General features: G+C 38.3%; 18 protein-coding genes. All 18 read left to right on the forward strand.

The window, feature by feature from the left end:
* Nucleotides 1-149 precede the first annotated feature (149 nt).
* The 18 genes from dpaA to JOD18_RS15040 all read left to right on the forward strand — a co-directional run bounded on the left by dpaA (nucleotide 150) and on the right by JOD18_RS15040 (nucleotide 17,543).
* Complete coding sequence (gene dpaA / locus JOD18_RS14955) at nucleotides 150-1,031, forward strand: dipicolinic acid synthetase subunit A (RefSeq protein WP_204669949.1); 882 nt, start codon at nucleotides 150-152, stop codon at nucleotides 1,029-1,031.
* Nucleotides 1,032-1,114: 83 nt separating this feature from the next.
* Nucleotides 1,115-1,705 (forward strand): dipicolinate synthase subunit B, encoded by a 591-nt coding sequence (locus tag JOD18_RS14960; protein ID WP_204669950.1) that lies wholly within the window; start codon nucleotides 1,115-1,117, stop codon nucleotides 1,703-1,705.
* A gap of 293 nt (nucleotides 1,706-1,998) precedes the next feature.
* Nucleotides 1,999-3,051: an aspartate-semialdehyde dehydrogenase gene (locus JOD18_RS14965; RefSeq protein ID WP_204669951.1), complete on the forward strand. Its 1,053-nt coding sequence runs from the start codon at nucleotides 1,999-2,001 to the stop codon at nucleotides 3,049-3,051.
* A gap of 13 nt (nucleotides 3,052-3,064) precedes the next feature.
* A complete protein-coding gene (gene dapG, locus JOD18_RS14970) occupies nucleotides 3,065-4,276 on the forward strand; it encodes an aspartate kinase (RefSeq protein ID WP_204669952.1) in 1,212 nt (403 codons plus the stop codon).
* A gap of 335 nt (nucleotides 4,277-4,611) precedes the next feature.
* On the forward strand, nucleotides 4,612-5,487 hold the full coding sequence (gene dapA / locus JOD18_RS14975) for a 4-hydroxy-tetrahydrodipicolinate synthase (RefSeq protein ID WP_338029550.1): 876 nt from the start codon (nucleotides 4,612-4,614) through the stop codon (nucleotides 5,485-5,487).
* Between the two features lie 596 nt (nucleotides 5,488-6,083).
* Nucleotides 6,084-7,574, forward strand: a complete 1,491-nt coding sequence (locus tag JOD18_RS14980; RefSeq protein ID WP_204669954.1) for a BglG family transcription antiterminator — start codon at nucleotides 6,084-6,086, stop codon at nucleotides 7,572-7,574.
* Nucleotides 7,564-7,998: a PTS sugar transporter subunit IIA gene (locus JOD18_RS14985; RefSeq protein ID WP_204669955.1), complete on the forward strand. Its 435-nt coding sequence runs from the start codon at nucleotides 7,564-7,566 to the stop codon at nucleotides 7,996-7,998. Before JOD18_RS14980 ends, JOD18_RS14985 begins: the two co-directional genes overlap by 11 nt.
* A gap of 13 nt (nucleotides 7,999-8,011) precedes the next feature.
* Nucleotides 8,012-8,326 carry a PTS fructose transporter subunit IIB gene (locus JOD18_RS14990; RefSeq protein ID WP_204669956.1) on the forward strand — a complete coding sequence of 105 codons (315 nt, stop codon included), beginning with the start codon at nucleotides 8,012-8,014 and terminating at the stop codon, nucleotides 8,324-8,326.
* A gap of 23 nt (nucleotides 8,327-8,349) precedes the next feature.
* The gene (locus tag JOD18_RS14995) at nucleotides 8,350-8,799 is read left to right on the forward strand and encodes a fructose PTS transporter subunit IIA (RefSeq protein ID WP_204669957.1); all 450 of its coding nucleotides are present in this window, start codon (nucleotides 8,350-8,352) and stop codon (nucleotides 8,797-8,799) included.
* A gap of 17 nt (nucleotides 8,800-8,816) precedes the next feature.
* On the forward strand, nucleotides 8,817-9,131 hold the full coding sequence (locus JOD18_RS15000) for a PTS fructose transporter subunit IIB (RefSeq protein WP_204669958.1): 315 nt from the start codon (nucleotides 8,817-8,819) through the stop codon (nucleotides 9,129-9,131).
* Between the two features lie 212 nt (nucleotides 9,132-9,343).
* Complete coding sequence (locus tag JOD18_RS15005) at nucleotides 9,344-10,444, forward strand: PTS fructose transporter subunit IIC (protein WP_204669959.1); 1,101 nt, start codon at nucleotides 9,344-9,346, stop codon at nucleotides 10,442-10,444.
* A gap of 66 nt (nucleotides 10,445-10,510) precedes the next feature.
* Nucleotides 10,511-11,200: a D-allulose 6-phosphate 3-epimerase gene (alsE, locus tag JOD18_RS15010; RefSeq protein WP_204669960.1), complete on the forward strand. Its 690-nt coding sequence runs from the start codon at nucleotides 10,511-10,513 to the stop codon at nucleotides 11,198-11,200.
* Nucleotides 11,201-11,398: 198 nt separating this feature from the next.
* A complete protein-coding gene (locus JOD18_RS15015) occupies nucleotides 11,399-12,118 on the forward strand; it encodes an HAD family hydrolase (RefSeq protein ID WP_204669961.1) in 720 nt (239 codons plus the stop codon).
* Nucleotides 12,119-12,319: 201 nt separating this feature from the next.
* Nucleotides 12,320-13,042: a ClpP family protease gene (locus JOD18_RS15020; protein WP_204669962.1), complete on the forward strand. Its 723-nt coding sequence runs from the start codon at nucleotides 12,320-12,322 to the stop codon at nucleotides 13,040-13,042.
* Nucleotides 13,042-13,248, forward strand: coding sequence for a YlzJ-like family protein (locus JOD18_RS15025; RefSeq protein ID WP_239588151.1), 207 nt, complete (start codon nucleotides 13,042-13,044; stop codon nucleotides 13,246-13,248). Before JOD18_RS15020 ends, JOD18_RS15025 begins: the two co-directional genes overlap by 1 nt.
* A gap of 373 nt (nucleotides 13,249-13,621) precedes the next feature.
* Nucleotides 13,622-15,940 carry a DNA translocase FtsK gene (locus tag JOD18_RS15030; protein ID WP_204669963.1) on the forward strand — a complete coding sequence of 773 codons (2,319 nt, stop codon included), beginning with the start codon at nucleotides 13,622-13,624 and terminating at the stop codon, nucleotides 15,938-15,940.
* Between the two features lie 105 nt (nucleotides 15,941-16,045).
* A complete protein-coding gene (locus JOD18_RS15035) occupies nucleotides 16,046-16,771 on the forward strand; it encodes a UTRA domain-containing protein (protein WP_204669969.1) in 726 nt (241 codons plus the stop codon).
* Nucleotides 16,772-16,847: 76 nt separating this feature from the next.
* A complete protein-coding gene (locus JOD18_RS15040) occupies nucleotides 16,848-17,543 on the forward strand; it encodes an MBL fold metallo-hydrolase (protein WP_204669964.1) in 696 nt (231 codons plus the stop codon).
* Nucleotides 17,544-17,752: the final 209 nt, after the last annotated feature.

The raw sequence follows: 17,752 nt of genomic DNA on the forward strand, positions 1-17,752 counted from the left end.
GCCCATACGGGTTGTTATGACGAGAGTCCAGAGTCCGCTTCGCCGTCCATCATTTCATTTAATATATAAAATAGGGTTATTTGCCTCTTCACTTCTGTACCACAGTTTACATATGATACATTGAGATAGAGAGGTTGGTGAAGGAAGAGATGGATAAAACAAAACGATTAGCAATTATTGGCGGTGATGCACGATACCTGCCAATGATTCATGCGTTAAATAGGGAAGAAAATTTACACATTCAATTATTAGGATTTGAACAGGTAGAACAGAGTTATACACAAGCGATGAAAACCGAATTGACAAATTTAAATACAGATCAATTAAAAGGAGTTATTTTGCCTATTACTGGGATAGATGATGAAGGGTATGTGGAAGCCGTATTTTCTGATCAATCCATTCAACTGACAGAAGAATGGTTTCAATCTTTGCCAGAGGATTGTGTGATCTTTACCGGGATATCTAACCCGACACTGGATCGTTATACGGAAAATGCTAATTTACAATTAATCGAATTGATGTACCGGGATGAAGTAGCAATCTATAATTCTATTCCCACTGCGGAAGGAACCGTGATGTTAGCTATTCAACATACTAATGTAACGATTCATCATGCTAACGTATATATATTCGGTTATGGGCGAGTTGGTGAAACAACCGCTAATTGCTTTGCTGGCTTGGGAGCTAATATTTCTGTTGTCTCTAAGTCTGGTGCCGATTTGGCTCGCGTATATGAGAGAGGCTGGCAAGGATACAGTATGGAAGAGGCAGGAAAGTATATAAGTGATTGTCAAATATTAATTAATACTATTCCAAGTAAAGTGGTAGATGCTTCCTTGCTGCAGCAAATGAACAGTCAGTCGCTGATAATTGATTTAGCTTCTAAACCAGGGGGAATTGATTTCAATTATGCCGATTCCATCGGGATAAAGACGATCCATGCATTAGGTCTGCCTGGTATGGTGGCACCTAAGACAGCAGGGGAAATTCTGGCCACGCAAGTGATTCAGCTAATGGATGATCCCCAGTAGAGTAACATTTATCCTTAGCAGTCATATACTGAGTTAGGATGATAGCCTAATTCATTTTTTATCTACTGCTAGGAGGTTGTGTTATGGATCTAAAAGGAAAGAAAATTGGTTTTGGTTTAACTGGTTCTCACTGCACCTATGCCGCCGTCTATCCGCAAATGGAAAGGTTAAGGGAGATGGGGGCAGAACTGGTGCCGGTTGTTTCCCAGACTTTTCAAGATACAGACAGTAAATTCGGTCAGGCAAAAGATCATATGGACCGAGTTCGCGAGATTACCGGAAGAGAACCGATCAAAACCATTGTTGACGCAGAGCCGCTTGGACCGATTGAGCCATTAGATATTATGGTATTAGCACCTTTAACTGGCAATTCAATGAGCAGGCTGGCTAATGCTATTACAGACGGTGCGGTTCTAATGGCTACAAAGGCGACCATCAGGAATGGCAACCCTGTTGTAATCGGAGTGTCTACCAATGATGCTTTAGGACTAAATGGTGTGAATCTAATGCGCTTGATGGCCACTAAGCTGATGTATTTCGTTCCATTTGGTCAAGATGATCCAGTTAAAAAGCCTAATTCAATGGTTGCCGATATGACATTAATTCCAGAAACCGTACAGCTAGCTTTAGAACATAAACAAATTCAGCCAGTAATTATTGAAAGAGCGAAGTAATTATGATCTAATAATTAAAGAATAACTAATTATATGTTATGATATAGGCAGTATCGTATCATTATGAAGAATTATCATGAAACAATCTGTTTTATCAAGATGCAAATCATCCGTAAACCTTATTAGGTGAAGTAGCACTCTGATAAAAATTCGCTGCTCATCAGTGATGGAGAAAAATTGCACGGATGGAAGTCTTATTTTATGATAAGTTTGCAGATGGATAGCCAGCTATTCAGCACTTTCATTATGATCACAAGATAAATATTAATATACCGTGGAAGGGGACACATAACATGACATCAGAACAACAATTTAATGTAGCAGTAGTAGGGGCTACTGGTGCAGTAGGGGTAAAAATGCTGGAAACATTGGATCAGAAGAACTTTCCTATTAAGAACTTATTGCTTTTATCATCTAAACGATCTGCTGGTAAAGAAGTAGAGTTTCAAGGGAGAACATATATCGTGCAGGAGGCAACACCAGAAAGCTTTGAAGGGGTAGATATCGCTCTCTTTTCTGCAGGCGGCTCCGTTTCTAAGGCATTGGCACCAGAGGCAGTCAAACGCGGTGCTGTAGTGGTCGACAATACTAGTGCATACCGTATGGATCCAGACGTACCATTGGTTGTACCAGAAGTAAACGAAGAAGATATTGCGAAACATAATGGAATTATTGCTAATCCAAACTGTTCTACCATCCAAATGGTGGCTGCGCTGAAACCAGTTCAGGACCTGTTTGGCTTATCAAGAGTTCTGGTTTCAACCTATCAAGCAGTATCTGGTGCTGGTAATGAAGCCGTAGAAGAATTGAGAGAACAGTCACAGGCATTGCTTAATGGCGAAGCAGTAAAAGCAGAGTTATTGCCAGTATCTGGTGCAGAGAAACACTACCCAATCGCATTTAATGCACTGCCTCAAATTGATGTATTCCAAGATAATGGTTATACATTTGAAGAGATGAAAATGATCAATGAAACAAAGAAAATCATGCATGATGACGCGATCCAGGTGGCTGCTACTTGTGTAAGGTTACCATTTTTTACTTCTCATGCAGAAAGTGTTTATGTAGAAGTGGATAAAGAAGGTGTAACGGCAGCAGAATTAAAAGAAGCGATCAGTCAAGCTGCTGGTGTGGTATTGGAGGATGATCCGGCTAACCAAGTCTATCCAACTCCTCTTTCTGCATCAGGCAAAAGTGAGGTATTTGTAGGGCGTATCCGTAAAGACCTAGATAATGAAAAAGGTTTCCACTTATGGGTTGTTTCGGATAATCTCCTGAAAGGTGCGGCATGGAACTCTGTGCAAATTGCGGAATCTTTAGTGAAAAATAACTGGCTTACTAAATAAAAGAGGTGGAGGAATGCGAGTTTTGGTTCAGAAGTTTGGTGGTACCTCCGTCCGAGATAAAGAATCCAGAGAAGCAGCCATCAAACAGGTGCAAAAGGCATTAGAACAAAACTATAAAGTAGTCGTAGTGGTTTCAGCTATGGGAAGATACCCTGATCCGTATGCGACCGACACATTATTTGCTTTGGTCGAAGGCAGGCTGTCTCAGCTGTCTAATAAAGAGAAGGATTTACTGCTCTCTGTAGGAGAAACTATTTCAGCAACTGTTTTTTCGCATGATCTTTTATCACATAGTATTCAATCAGTTGCTATTACTGGCGGAGAAGCTGGAATTATTACAACAAGTAATTTTTCAAACGCCCAAATAAAGTCAATTGATACAAAGAAAATACATGAGTTATTAACTTATCATCAAGTCGTTGTTGTAGCTGGTTTTCAAGGCAAGACAGAGAACAATGAGATCACAACGATTGGCAGAGGGGGAAGCGACACCTCTGCCACAGCATTAGCTGCCTCTTTACAGGCGGAATATGTTGACATCTTCACCGATGTGGAAGGTATTATGACAGCAGATCCAAGGATGGTGCTGAACGCCAAGAAGATTGACACGATTTCATATACCGAAATTTGTAATTTGGCTTATCAAGGGGCAAAGGTGATCCATCCACGTGCAATTGAAATTGCTATGCAAGCCAATATCCCGATTAGAGTGAGATCTACGCGACGGGATGATGAAGGGACACTTATAACCAATCTACCAGAGACTCCGCATACAGCGGATGTACAGGATCGTTTGGCTACAGGAATTGCCTATGTTAATAAAATTACCCAAATTAAAATTGAAGAGATAAAAGAACCGGCAGAACTACATGTCAATGTCTTTAAAGCGATGGCGGAAGCTGGTATATCGGTGGATTTTATCAATATCTCACCAAACGGGCTGATATATACAATCTTTGAGAGAGATGAAAAATTGGCTTTACAAGTATTAGATGAGCTAGACGTGCGCCCGGTGGTCACCAGAGACTGTGCCAAAGTCTCGATTGTAGGGGCTGGTATGTCTGGGGTACCTGGTGTAACTTCCGCTATTGTGCAAACATTAAGGGAGCAGCGGGTGCAGATTTTGCAGTCGGCAGATAGCCATCGTACGATTTGGGTGTTAATACAAAATGAATTTTTGGAAAAGGCGTTAAATGCCTTACATGAAACCTTTCGATTAGAATAATTAGCTTTTTTTCGTAAATGCTCTGTTTGTATCACATAACACAGAAGAAAAATGGTAGAATTGCATTAAACTATTGATAAATTAGTCATTTCATGGCATAATTACTTCGCCATTTTCTATACAAGTGAGACTCCTGTCAGTAGAGAGAGGTTAGCGACGTTGTAAATAAAATGAGGCGTATCTGGGAGTTGGTGTTCGTTTCACCCTAACAACCTAGCCTACTTCGCCATCTTCAAGGCTGGAAGCGAGGGGCTTACGGGCCAGGCGAACTGCAACGGGATAAAATAAATCGAAGAATTAAACTTAGTTGAGGGGCACAGGAAGGAGCTGGTGACATTATGAATTTCGGCAGATTATTAACTGCAATGGTGACACCCTTTGATCAAGATAACCAGATTGATTATGAGATAACGACACAATTGGTAGAGCATTTACTGAGCAATGGTACAGATGGACTTATTGTAGCTGGTACGACAGGAGAGTCGCCAACCTTAAGTCATGACGAAAAACTGGCATTGTTTGAACATGTGTTGAAAGTAGTCGATGGACGTGTCCCCATTATTGCAGGGACTGGAAACAATAACACGCAGGAATCGGTTGCTTTGACGAAAGAGGCAGAGCAGCTGGGAGTAGATGGGGTACTAATTGTCGCTCCTTATTATAACAAACCAAATCAAGAAGGGCTGATTCAGCACTTCTCCACCATTGCTCATGCAACCAAATTACCTGTCATGCTGTATAATATTCCATCAAGGGCAGTTGTTAAGCTGAATGTAGAAACGGTTGTCGCCTTATCACAGGTAGAGAATATTGTATCAGTAAAAGACTCGACCGGAGACTTGGATGCCCTCGCATCCATTATTGAACAGACCCCAGATGATTTTACGGTATATAGTGGTGATGATTCCTTAACACTGCCGATTCAATCGATAGGTGGTGCAGGTGTTGTATCTGTATCTTCCCATGTAATCGGAAATCAAATGAAAGAAATGATGCTATTATTTGAAAAAGGAAAGGTCAAAGAGGCGGCGAAACTGCATCGTCAATTGCTGCCTATTATGCGTGCTCTTTTTATGGCACCATCTCCTTCACCTGTCAAATCAGCACTGCAGCACCAAGGAATTCCAGTAGGATCTGTACGCCTGCCATTAGTTCCATTATCACCATTTGAAGAACAAAATTTATTTAGAGTACTAGACCCCTTTGCGTAAAAAGATTGCCATGTGCAGTCTTTTTTTTTGAATAAGGATAAAAAATTAGTCATTCCAGAAAGAAATTGTATATTCCTTACATTCCCTCATCACACGGCGCATTCCTGCATAAGTCTACAACTATCCCCCTCGTTTTTTCATACAACATTAAGAGATCGTCTAGAAGGCCAAAGAGTTTTTGAAGATAATCCTGTCTACTGCAACATAGCGGTTAAAAAAAATAGCTCTTAAAGTGTAATGGACATGGAGTCAAGTAAAACCAGTAAGAAAGACAGAAAAAGTCGTTTAAAAGAGTCGTACAGGGCAAACATATAGAGATAATGGAAACAAAGATAACGTAAGGAATGGACAAGCATAGGACTTGATCGTTGTTTTATTTAGTTTTTGGTACCTTAATCCACCAAAGGACAATCTAAGTGGAGTCCCTTCCAGAAGCAGAAAGTGTTTGTAAGAAGAAGGAGATAAACAATCCAAATACATATCTTATTGTGTCTTGTGTCGTTTTTGTGATTTTGTCTGTTGCAATGGTCAAAATGAAGAGAAGCGTTTCGATATATATACGATATGATAAAGATAACAAAGGAGGGATGATAGCCATGGGATCAAAAAAAGATCGTGAAAAAAGGCTGTTACTACTTCTATCAAAAAACCAAGGCTATATGACCTCAGAAGAATTAGCCCAATTACTGGAGACTTCTCAGAAGACGGTATATCGAGTAATAAAAGGAATAAATGACAATTATTCTGATGGGGTACTTATAGAATCAGAAAAGGGGAAAGGCTATAAATTAAATTATGAGAAATATATAAGTCAATACATTACGCAGTCAAGCCGGAAAAGTAATTATTCACCTGCAGAAAGACGAAACAGGATAATGGAAAGACTTTTATTATCATCACCTCGATCAGAGAAGGTTTATGAATTGTTTGAACCATACTATGTCGGTGATTCGGTAATCTTTAATGATGAACAAAGGATAGCCAGTAAACTAAAAGAATACGATTTAACTCTTGAAAGAAAACAGCGGACACTAGCTGTTATTGGGAAAGAGGCAAATATAAGAAGAGCGATAGCTGATCTCATTCAAATGCATAATATTATTGATATTGATGAACTAAAGAGTAATCAAGAATTAAACTTCAATAATTACGATGTTTTGTTCATTCTCGATCAATTAAGGGTGATAGAGGAACAATTAGACATTACTATTCCTTATCCTTACAATGTAAATATTTTTTCGCACATCTATATATTAATTAGTCGATCGAGAAAAGTCGGTCTATTAAAATTGTCGGACAATCACAGTATATCTGAAGAAGAACAGGAAGAATTACAAAATGATTTATCGTTGTATAGAGTAGCAAAAACAACGATTTCTAATGTGGAAAACTATTTGCATCAGGAGCTGCCAGAGGTAGAAGTTTATTATCTATACCAATATTTAGTCTCCTCTAGGATGCAAGGAATTGTTAGAAAGATGACGAGTTTCTCTACTAAAGTTGTCGAAGTCACACAAACTTATTTAAATGAAATGAGTGCTTACTTAAATATTTCCATTAACAGTGATTCCATTTTTCTTGATTTAGCTAATCACATCAAGCCAATGCTCAATCGATTAGTACACAATATACGGGTGAAAAACAGTCTATTAGATCAAATCAAGATTACCTATGAGGATATTTTTGAATATGTATCGGAGGTATCGAAGGTTATCAGCGAAAAATATAACTTGCCCGTTATAAATCAAGATGAGAATGGCTTTATCACACTTTACTTTGCAAGAATCATCGAAACGAATCAATTGCCGATACGAACATTAATTATGTGTACAACGGGAGTTGGCACTTCTGAATTATTGAAAGTAAAAATTAAAAAAAATTTCCCTGAATTGGAAGTAGTCGATGTAGTATCAACCCGAGATTCAAAGAAATATCTCGAACGTTATCCGGAAGTAGAATTAATTCTGACGACTACTCATTTGAATGAAAATTTACCAGTCAAAACGCTATTGGTTAGCGCCATGCTGACGGCAGATGATCAGAACAGAATTCAACAAAAGATAAAGGAGATTAATAATGAAAAATAAATCCCTTTTCAATATATTGTTTCATCGCAAGTTTGATTCTAGAAGTGATATGTATCATTTTATTGGTGAGAGAGTTAGTCATCATTCAACGCTATTGACTTCTGAAGTAGTGGATACCCTTTTACAAAGGGAACAAGCAGGTAATATACAAATTGCCGAACATGTCCTATTGCCTCATTTTGAAAGTTCCAAACTGAAGGAAAGTCAAATAGTAGTTGTTCATTTACATGAAGCGATATCGAAGTGGAATCAACATGTAAGCGATATAAAACTAGTCATATTCATTCTGCTAAAAAGAGACGAAACACTGGATACAAAAAAAGAAATAACTAATTTTATGCGAAACTTAGCAGATCAAGATTATATTGAAAAACTATTACATGCAGATTCAGAAGAAAGCTTCACCCAAATGATTATTCAATAGGAGGAGAGAGAATATGAAAATAGTTGGAGTAGCAGCATGTACAGTGGGGATCGCCCATACCTATATTGCTCAAGAAAAATTAGAAAATGCCGGCAAGGCAGCTGGTCATGAGATTGCAATTGAAACACAAGGGACAATTGGAACAGAAAATGAATTAACCAAAGAACAAATTACAGCAGCGGATATTGTTATTCTAGCAGCAGATGTGAAAATCGCTGGACGTGAGCGATTTGAGGGGAAACGAATCATTCAAGTGCCGACAGAGGTCGCTGTAAAATCACCAAATAAACTGATTGAAAAAGCAGCAGAAGTTGTCAGAAATAAATAATAGTTAGGTGGGGAGGATGTAACATGGAAGTTAAAGATATTGTCGATTTAAAAACAGTTAAAACAAATATGAATGCTAAAACAAAAGATGAAGTACTAAATGAATTGGCACATTTACTGCTGGAAAATGGATATATTACGGAGATTGATGGTTTTATGAGAGATATCTATGCTAGAGAAGCAGAAGGGCAAACAGGGATTGGAAATTATATTGCCATTCCTCACGGAAAAAGTGCTTATGTAAAAAACATAGGTGTAGCAATTGGGATTAACAAGGAAGAGATTCCATGGGAAACGCTTGATGGAAAAGGCGTTAAAGGCATCATTCTATTTGCAGTTGGTAATGATAATGAAGGCGCAAATAGTCATTTGAAGTTATTATCATTATTTGCCCGAAAACTTGGAAATGATGAAGTTGTTAAAGATTTGCTTCATTCAAATAGTTCAGCAGATGTAATGGAAGCATTTGCTTAATTGAGGAGGAAGAGAACATGAAAATAGTTGGGGTAGCAGCATGTACAGTGGGGATCGCCCATACCTATATTGCTCAAGAAAAATTAGAAAATGCCGGCAAGGCAGCTGGTCATGAGATTGCAATTGAAACACAAGGGACAATTGGAACAGAAAATGAATTAACCAAAGAACAAATTACAGCAGCGGATATTGTTATTCTAGCAGCAGATGTGAAAATCGCTGGACGTGAGCGATTTGAGGGGAAACGAATCATTCAAGTGCCGACAGAGGTCGCTGTAAAATCACCAAATAAACTAATTGAAAAAGCAGCAGAAGTTATTGAAAAAAAATAATCAAGTAAAGCTATGGTAGTGTCAAAAAGAAATATAAAAACTCTATCCACATGGAAAGTCTGATATGAAAGCCTGACAAGCAGGATTAATCCTTGATTGTATAAGAGCTTAATCTATTAGGGGATATTTTAAATTTTCGCAAATGAACCCATTCGACAGTTTTTTTATGAAACATTTTTGACAGTACCCGAGCTATTTAGGAGGGTAGGAAAATGAATAAAATGAAAGAATTAAATCTTAAAGGGCATTTATTGACGGCGATTTCATATTTGATTCCAATTGTTTGTGGAGCAGGTTTTTTGATAGCAATTGGGATGGGATTTGGAGGTACTAGTCAAGGTGAATTAATACCAGGAGAATTTTCCTTTTGGGATGCTCTAGCAACAATGGGAGGGGCAGGTTTAGGTCTACTGCCTGTAGTTATAGCTACAGGGATTTCTTACTCTATTGCAGGAAAACCCGGGATAGCACCAGGTTTTATTATCGGCTTAACTGCTAATGCGATTGGTGCTGGATTTATTGGCGGGATTTTGGGCGGATTCTTATCCGGTTATCTTGCCGTAGCTATTTTGAAATATTTTAAAGTGCCAAAGTGGGCTAAAGGATTAATGCCAACTTTAATCTTGCCATTTTTTACTTCCATTATTGGTGGTTTAATCATGGTCTACATTATTGGCTCCCCAATCGCTGCTCTGACATCGCTATTAACTAATGCATTAGACAGTTTAGGATCTTCTTCTTTATTAGTATTTGGCGGGATCGTAGGCTTATTGAGCGGGATTGATTATGGTGGTCCAATTAATAAAACGGTATTTGCTTTTGTATTAACCATGCAGGCAGAAGGTATTAATGGCCCAATTACAGCATTGCAATTAGTAAATACCGCAACACCAATTGGTTTTGGGTTAGCATACTTTATAGCAAAATTGTTTGGGAAAAAAATCTATACACCAGCAGAAACAGAAACTTTAAAATCAGCCGTTCCAATGGGCTTTATAAATATTGTGGAAGGTGTCATTCCAATTGTTATGAATGATATTATTCGTTGTTTGATTGCAACAGCTATTGGCGGAGCTGCAGGTGGCGCCGTATCTATGGTATTAGGTGCTGATGCAACTGTCCCATTTGGCGGTGTATTGATGTTACCAACGATGTCTAATCCATTGACAGGAGTTATAGCACTACTAGTAAATATTCTTGTAACTGGTTTGACCTTGGCCTTAATTAAAAGACATGTGAATCAAGATGAAATGAACGTAGAAAAGGAAATGGAAGAAGAAGATATAGATTTAGATGATATTAAAATTTACTAATTCTGTTTAGCAAGTTTTCAGTTAATCGATAAATTTAGAAATATTTAAAAGAGAGGGTAAACAAATATGGAAAAAGTAGAATTTTCACCATCGCTCATGACAATGGACTTAGATAAGTTTAAGGAGCAAATTACTTTTTTAAATAATCATGTAGATTCCTACCATATTGATATTATGGATGGGCATTATGTTCCCAATATTACATTGTCCCCTTGGTTTATTGAAGAGGTACGTAAAATAAGCGACTTGCCTATGTCTGCTCATCTAATGGTGACAGATCCAAGTTTTTGGGTGCAGCAATTGGTTGATATGAAGTGTGAATGGATTTGTATGCATGCAGAAGTGCTTGATGGCCTGGCTTTTCGATTGATTGATCAAATACATGACGCTAGGTTAAAAGCAGGGGTAGTATTAAATCCTGAGACACCGATTGAAACAATCTTTCCTTATATTGAATTAGTAGACAAGATCACGATTATGACAATTGATCCAGGTTTTGCAGGCCAACGTTTTATTGAAAGTACACTAGATAAAATTGTAGCCTTAAGGGAATTGCGTGAAGAAAAAGGGTATCAATACGTCATTGAAATGGATGGATCATCCAACCGCAAATCATTTAAAAGAATTGATGCAGCCGGCCCGGATATTTATATTGTTGGACGAAGCGGTTTATTCGGATTAGATGAAGATATTGAAAAATCATGGGAAATCATGTGTAAAGATTACAAAGAAATGACAGGAAAATCAATCGTATAAAAATGTGAAGAGGCTGATATAAGAATCTGTAAGGCAGATTGTTTACAAGCCTCTTTTCTTGGAAGGCCAGAAAGAATATCCAATACCACTAGCTATTATTAGCTATTTGAAATAACCTCCGCAGAAGATATGGAGAGCAAAGCAACCGCTGCGGCTGACTGTTTCAAAGCCTGTCTGTAATCAAGAGAAAATGGAGGTATGACAAAAGTGAAGATTGACTCGAAGTATTCAGCTGTTTTTTTTGATTTGGACGATACTTTATATGATTTGATGTCGCCCTTTACAAAGGCCCTTCAGAATAAACTTCCTCATGTATATTACGCGTTAGGTGATGATATAGATGAATTCTTTTTAGCTACTCGCCATTATATAGATGGTTTATGGAAAGAGTACCTTCAAGGTCTTAAAACTCTGCAAGAAATCAGAATTCAGAGATATCAAATGGCTGGGCGAGATTTTGATCTAACGATAACTAAAGAGGAAGGAATAAGTTTACAAACGCAATACGAAAGAGAACAGTCACAAATTACCCTTCCATCAGAAACAGAAGCGCTTTTGCGTAAACTGAATAATAAGAAAACGTTGATTGGAATTATTACCAATGGAACCGTTAATGGACAAGAAGATAAAATACAAACATTAGAATTAACTCGATATTTCCCCAAGGACAAGATGTTTATATCGGATGAAATTGGATTGGCAAAACCACAGCCGGAAATTTTCAATTATGTGTATGATCACTGCCAATTACAGGATTATGCTTGTTATTATATAGGCGATTCCTGGCATCTGGACATAGAGGGTGCATTACAAACTAATTGGTATCCAATCTGGTTTAATCACCGAAATAGAGCACCGAAACGTAAAACCGAGGGCTACTATGAAATTACATCATTTAATCAATTGGATATTTTGTAAAAAAGTTAAGCATACAGTGGCGATTTATTCGTTGTTATACGATGACAAATAAAGAGAGCAGCTGAAGTTTTCATAGCTAGTAAGTGGTGTCAGTTCAAGACCTGTTAATTTTGAACAAACTTTTACAAGATAATTATAGAATGAAATACGCAGACCCGTTCATACTAATTAGTAACTTACGTAAGAAATGAGGTCATTTGTATGAATGAGCAAAATCCAGAGGTAAAGGAGAAAGACACCCCTTCTGCTTCCACACTTGTCGAGAAGATCCAGCAATTGGGGCAATCCTCTGTTCCGACTGCACCGGAATCTAATATTCATGTGCTCTCGATCATTGGTCAAATTGAGGGTCATGTCCAGCTTCCGCCCCAGAATAAAACAACGAAATATGAGCACTTAATTCCACAATTAATTGCGATTGAACAGAATCCAAAGATTGAGGGGCTGATGGTGATTTTAAATACAGTCGGTGGCGATGTGGAAGCTGGTCTCGCTTTATCGGAGATGATTGCTTCTTTATCAAAGCCAACCGTTTCCGTTGTATTAGGCGGCGGGCATTCTATTGGTATTCCGATTGCGACTTCAGCAAATTATTCTTTTATTGCGCCGTCTGCAACGATGACGATTCATCCAGTTCGTCTGACTGGCTTAGTAATCGGTGTTCCACAGACCTTTGAATATATTGATAAAATGCAAGATCGTGTAATTCAGTTTGTGACAAGCCATTCTAAAATTAAAGAGGAAACCTTAAAAGAGTTAATGTTTGAAAAAGGGAACCTTACCAGAGACATTGGTACTAATGTGGTTGGGAAAGAAGCGGTTAAATATGGTTTAATTGACGAAGTGGGTGGAATTAGCGGAGCTATGACCAAATTAAATGAACTAATGAAACCAGTGGAAACAACAGAGGAGCTGATGCAATAATGCTTTATACACCTTTAGGTTATGATGATATTTATGGAGCTGATCAATGGTTGGGAGATTATGAATTTATTCGGTTCCAAGGTAAACAATGTTGTGTACAGAAGCTGTCCAATGGAGAAGTTCGAATGATTCAGCTGTTATCTACTAATCCAAACGATTATTTGTTAGATACTTTCACTCCCGGTAATATTATAAACAATCAGTAAGCTCATGCCCGTTTTTCCTTTATTACAGGTTATACCTGCCAAGGGGAGACGGGTATTTTATTTATAAAAAATCACGATTGTCGTCCAAATAATAAAAATTCTTCTTCTTTTGTTAGCAATTCAATAGAATGTTCGTTCTATTTGTGAATCTGTGTTATAATGGATTTCGAAATGAAATGGATAAGCAAGTTTAAGAAAGCAGATATGGAAACATGTCTTTTTGGTAAATGAATGGAATTTCTTATTATTTGCTTTTATAGTTAAATTTTCTTAATGTGTCTTATATCCGTTTAAATCATTTACCCTTGCTTTTAGTGGCAAGGGTCTTTCATACCATTCTAGATAGAGTATAGCAAGTTGGGGAGTGGCTTAATTGGCTAAAAACAAAAAAAGAAGAAAAAAACAACCGTTAAAGGCAACCATAAAAATAGAATTGATGGGGTTATTGCTTATTTTCTTGGCATTGTTAGGAAGTGGTGCGACTTTAGTTAGTGATGGCGCCATACCAGCATTGTTAGAAAATGCACTGCGATTCCTATTAGGTTCTTGGTATTTTGTTGCGTCTGTTATTTTATTTATTGTCGGTCTGCATGTGATGATTAAGCGGAAATGGCCAGTGATGTATACACGAAAATGGCTTGGTTCTTTTATTGTAATTACTGGATTTGTCTTAATGACACATATCTTAACTTTTCAATCCGTGTTTACAGAACCGGCCAGCTATCCGCCAATCATTCCACAAACTTTCACTTTCTTTGTTGAATTTGTTCAAAGTACAAGGACGTCTGATTATGTAGGCGGCGGTATGCTTGGTGCCGTTTTATTCAGTGTTTCGTTTTTTCTTTTTTCCAATGCAGGGGCAAAAATTCTTGCCGTGTTTATGATGGTTATCGGCGTGATCATTTTCTGCAACCTATCGATTACTGATTTATTTACTGCCGCCTCAAATGACGTAAAAGGATGGTTTGAGAAACTAAAAGGCAGCTTTTCCGAGAAGAAATCTGCATTAAAGGAAAAGAAAGAACAGAAGAAACAAGCAAAAGAATTAGAACAAGCAGTTGAGGAAGAGCAGCCTGGTGAGCAACTTCCAGATATTGCTTATGCTAATCAAGAGCTAGAAGTAATGGAACCAGAACCAATTGAACCGGCAGAACCGTTAGAATCAGAAACACCCGAAACATCTGAGACACAAGTACCATCCAGCGATGAGAAGGAGACGGAACCTGTACAATTTCCGACTTCTGAGTTTGAGAATCAAGATTACCAACTGCCAAATATGAATATGTTGAATTTACCTAAACACGCAGGAAAACAACAGGAGAAGTCACATATTCAACGTGTGGTACGTAAATTGGAGACAACCTTTCAAAGCTTTGGCGTTAAGGCACGTGTCACCAAAGTTCACGTTGGTCCAAGTGTGACCAAGTATGAAGTATATCCGGAAGCCGGGGTAAAAGTCAGTAAGATTGTCAATTTACATGATGACTTAGCTTTGGCGCTTGCAGCAAAGGATATCCGGATTGAGGCACCTATTCCAGGGAAATCTGCAGTGGGGATAGAAGTGCCAAACGAAGAGACAGCAATGGTAACATTGCGTGAAGTGTTGGAAGCGAAAAAAACACAGCTGCCAAATAAGCTTGCTTTTGCACTGGGGAAAGATATTTCAGGAGATGCAGTTGTAGCGGAACTGAACAAAATGCCCCATTTACTAGTGGCAGGGGCAACCGGTAGTGGTAAAAGTGTGTGTGTTAATGGTATTATTACCAGTATCTTGATGCGAGCTAAGCCACATGAAGTAAAAATGATGATGATTGACCCGAAAAAGGTGGAATTAAACGTCTATAATGGTATCCCACACTTATTGACACCAGTAGTAACGAATCCGCAAAAGGCAGCACGGGCCTTGAAAAAGGTAGTGTCAGAGATGGAGAGAAGGTATGATCTCTTTTCTGAGACTGGTACACGGAATATCGAAGGATATAATGACTATGTACAGCGTTATAATGAGGGGGAGGAAAACCAGCAGCCACAGTTGCCTTATATTGTGGTGATTGTAGATGAATTAGCCGATTTAATGATGGTTGCCTCCAATGAAGTAGAGGACGCCATTACCAGATTAGCGCAAATGGCACGTGCGGCAGGTATTCATTTGATTATTGCAACACAGCGCCCTTCAGTGGACGTATTAACAGGTGTCATTAAAGCGAACATTCCGTCTAGAATCGCCTTTAGTGTTTCCTCACAAACCGATTCACGCACTATTTTAGATTCAGGTGGTGCCGAGAAATTGCTCGGACGAGGAGATATGCTCTTTATTCCTGTTGGTTTGTCCAAACCACTTCGTATCCAAGGTGCCTTTTTATCAGACAGTGAAGTGGAGAAAGTTGTCGATCACTGTATTGAACAGCAAAAAGCACAGTATCAAGAAGAAATGATACCGGAAGAAGAAAACGAAGTCGTACAGGAAGTCGATGATGATCTATACGATGAAGCGGTACAATTAGTATTGGAAATGCAAAGTGCAAGTGTGTCGATGTTACAAAGAAGATTTCGAATCGGTTATACGAGAGCTGCCCGGTTGATCGATGCCATGGAGGATCGCGGTATTGTTGGGCCTTATGAAGGTTCGAAGCCGAGAAGTGTGTTGCAAAGTCAGCCTTCAGAAGATATCACTCCACCTTCTAGTCATTAGAAGGGTGTCGAAATATACAAAATATTCTTTATTCTTGTCTGTAAAAGTGGTATATTGGAATGAAATGAGACTATAACTTTGGTAATAGATCGGGTGATAGAAGAGGTGTTATCTAATTTGGACAAGAATACGACAAGGGCAGCCTCCAATCATATCAAGAAATTGGTTGAAGACGGTTTTTATAAGGAAAAAGAAATGCTCCCTACAGAATATGAACTCGCCAAGCATTTTAATTTATCCAGACAAGAAATTCGGGATGTTATTCATATTTTAGAGGAAGAGAAAGTGTTACTGCGCAGACCAGGTGTAGGAATTTTTGTGAATGCCAAGCCGATCCTATCCTCAGGGATTGAACAGTTAGGCAGTGTTACTGAGATGATTATCCAAGCCGGCAAACAGCCAGGTGTGCAATATATTTCAGCGGAGATGGTAGAACCAACAGATCAAGACCGTAAACGATTTGAGCCATTGGAATTAGAGGAACTCGCTCAAATCGAACGAATCCGCACAGCAGATGGGGAACCAGTTGTATACTGTATTGACCGTGTCGATTACAGGCTGGTTCCATTAGATATGATTCACAGTCATGAATCCATCTTTCAAGCATTGAAGAGTTACGCCAACAAAGATATTGATTATGCAGTTGCTCATATTGAACCGATTGGCTACCATGAACGAATTTCACCACTGCTGCATTGTGAACCAGATCAAGCATTATTATTATTACGTCAGATGCACTATACAAAAGATAATGAACCGGTTTTATATTCGGCTAATTTTTTCCGAGCAGATGTCTTTAGTTTTTATGTATTAAGAAAAAGATTAACCTAAAAAGTCACTTTTTGAACAATCTCTTTAAAGTTTTCATTTTGAACTCGACAGGAGAATGGGAAGGCGGGTGAAGTAAATGAAGATTATAGAGTTGCCCATTGTATTTGACTTTAACGGACAAAAGAATTACATCTATCCCAGTTTGATTGTATCGGATCATGAACTAACGCTAGTGGATACAGGATATCCGCACTTTTTGCCTGACATTGAAGAGGAAATAGCCAAAAAGGGATATGACATAAGAGATGTGAGTAATATCATCATTACACATTATGATGACGATCATATCGGTTCTTTATCTGATTTCAAGACGAAATACCCCTGGATTCATATTATTGCCAGTGAGGTAGAATCTGCCTATATTAGCGGTGAAAAGAAAGCAGAACGGTTGGTTCAGGCGGAAGCAATGCTGGCACGAATGTCAGCAGAAGAAAAAGTGTTTGGTAGCTGGTTTGTACAGCAATTAAAAGCGTTACAACATGTTCCAATTGATCAGAAGGTAAATGATGGTGAGATGATCTTAGATAATCAATGTCAAATTATAGCTACGCCGGGTCATACTTCCGGTCATATTTCTTTATATTTTCCAAACTTGCAAAGTGTTATTACAGGTGATGCCGCCGTGAACGAAGGTGGTAAATTGGCTATTGCCAATCCCGGCTTTTGTTTAGATATAGAGAAGGCGCAACAATCTTTGGCAAAAATAAACGAACGGAATGCTGCCTATTACTATTGTTATCATGGCGGAAGATATACTCATACCACAGACTGAAGCGAACTTGTGGATTATTATAATAAGCATATAGAAGTCACTTCGAGAGGTGTATATGGTTGGATTCATGATGAAAGAGCAATCGGAAATAGGTTTGTTCATAAGAATTATGATTAACTCAACTTTCGCACACTGAAATAGACAAGTAACCCTTGATATAGTTAGGTAAACCTGCCACCCATTGCTGTACTTGATTTTTTATTAATTTT

Source organism: Gracilibacillus alcaliphilus, assembly GCF_016909015.1.
GTDB lineage: Bacteria > Bacillota > Bacilli > Bacillales > Amphibacillaceae > Gracilibacillus > Gracilibacillus alcaliphilus.

Bases quoted from the DNA above. Each gene is read 5' to 3' on its own strand.
- dpaA (WP_204669949.1), top strand. From the start codon at position 150: ATGGATAAAACAAAACGATTAGCAATTATTGGCGGTGATGCACGATAC.
- JOD18_RS15020 (WP_204669962.1), top strand. From the start codon at position 12,320: ATGAATGAGCAAAATCCAGAGGTAAAGGAGAAAGACACCCCTTCTGCT.
- JOD18_RS14980 (WP_204669954.1), top strand. From the start codon at position 6,084: ATGGGATCAAAAAAAGATCGTGAAAAAAGGCTGTTACTACTTCTATCA.
- JOD18_RS15000 (WP_204669958.1), top strand. From the start codon at position 8,817: ATGAAAATAGTTGGGGTAGCAGCATGTACAGTGGGGATCGCCCATACC.
- JOD18_RS15025 (WP_239588151.1), top strand. From the start codon at position 13,042: ATGCTTTATACACCTTTAGGTTATGATGATATTTATGGAGCTGATCAA.
- JOD18_RS14965 (WP_204669951.1), top strand. From the start codon at position 1,999: ATGACATCAGAACAACAATTTAATGTAGCAGTAGTAGGGGCTACTGGT.
- JOD18_RS15015 (WP_204669961.1), top strand. From the start codon at position 11,399: ATGACAAAAGTGAAGATTGACTCGAAGTATTCAGCTGTTTTTTTTGAT.
- JOD18_RS15040 (WP_204669964.1), top strand. From the start codon at position 16,848: ATGAAGATTATAGAGTTGCCCATTGTATTTGACTTTAACGGACAAAAG.
- dapG (WP_204669952.1), top strand. From the start codon at position 3,065: ATGCGAGTTTTGGTTCAGAAGTTTGGTGGTACCTCCGTCCGAGATAAA.
- JOD18_RS14985 (WP_204669955.1), top strand. From the start codon at position 7,564: ATGAAAAATAAATCCCTTTTCAATATATTGTTTCATCGCAAGTTTGAT.
- JOD18_RS14990 (WP_204669956.1), top strand. From the start codon at position 8,012: ATGAAAATAGTTGGAGTAGCAGCATGTACAGTGGGGATCGCCCATACC.
- JOD18_RS15005 (WP_204669959.1), top strand. From the start codon at position 9,344: ATGAATAAAATGAAAGAATTAAATCTTAAAGGGCATTTATTGACGGCG.
- alsE (WP_204669960.1), top strand. From the start codon at position 10,511: ATGGAAAAAGTAGAATTTTCACCATCGCTCATGACAATGGACTTAGAT.
- JOD18_RS14995 (WP_204669957.1), top strand. From the start codon at position 8,350: ATGGAAGTTAAAGATATTGTCGATTTAAAAACAGTTAAAACAAATATG.
- JOD18_RS14960 (WP_204669950.1), top strand. From the start codon at position 1,115: ATGGATCTAAAAGGAAAGAAAATTGGTTTTGGTTTAACTGGTTCTCAC.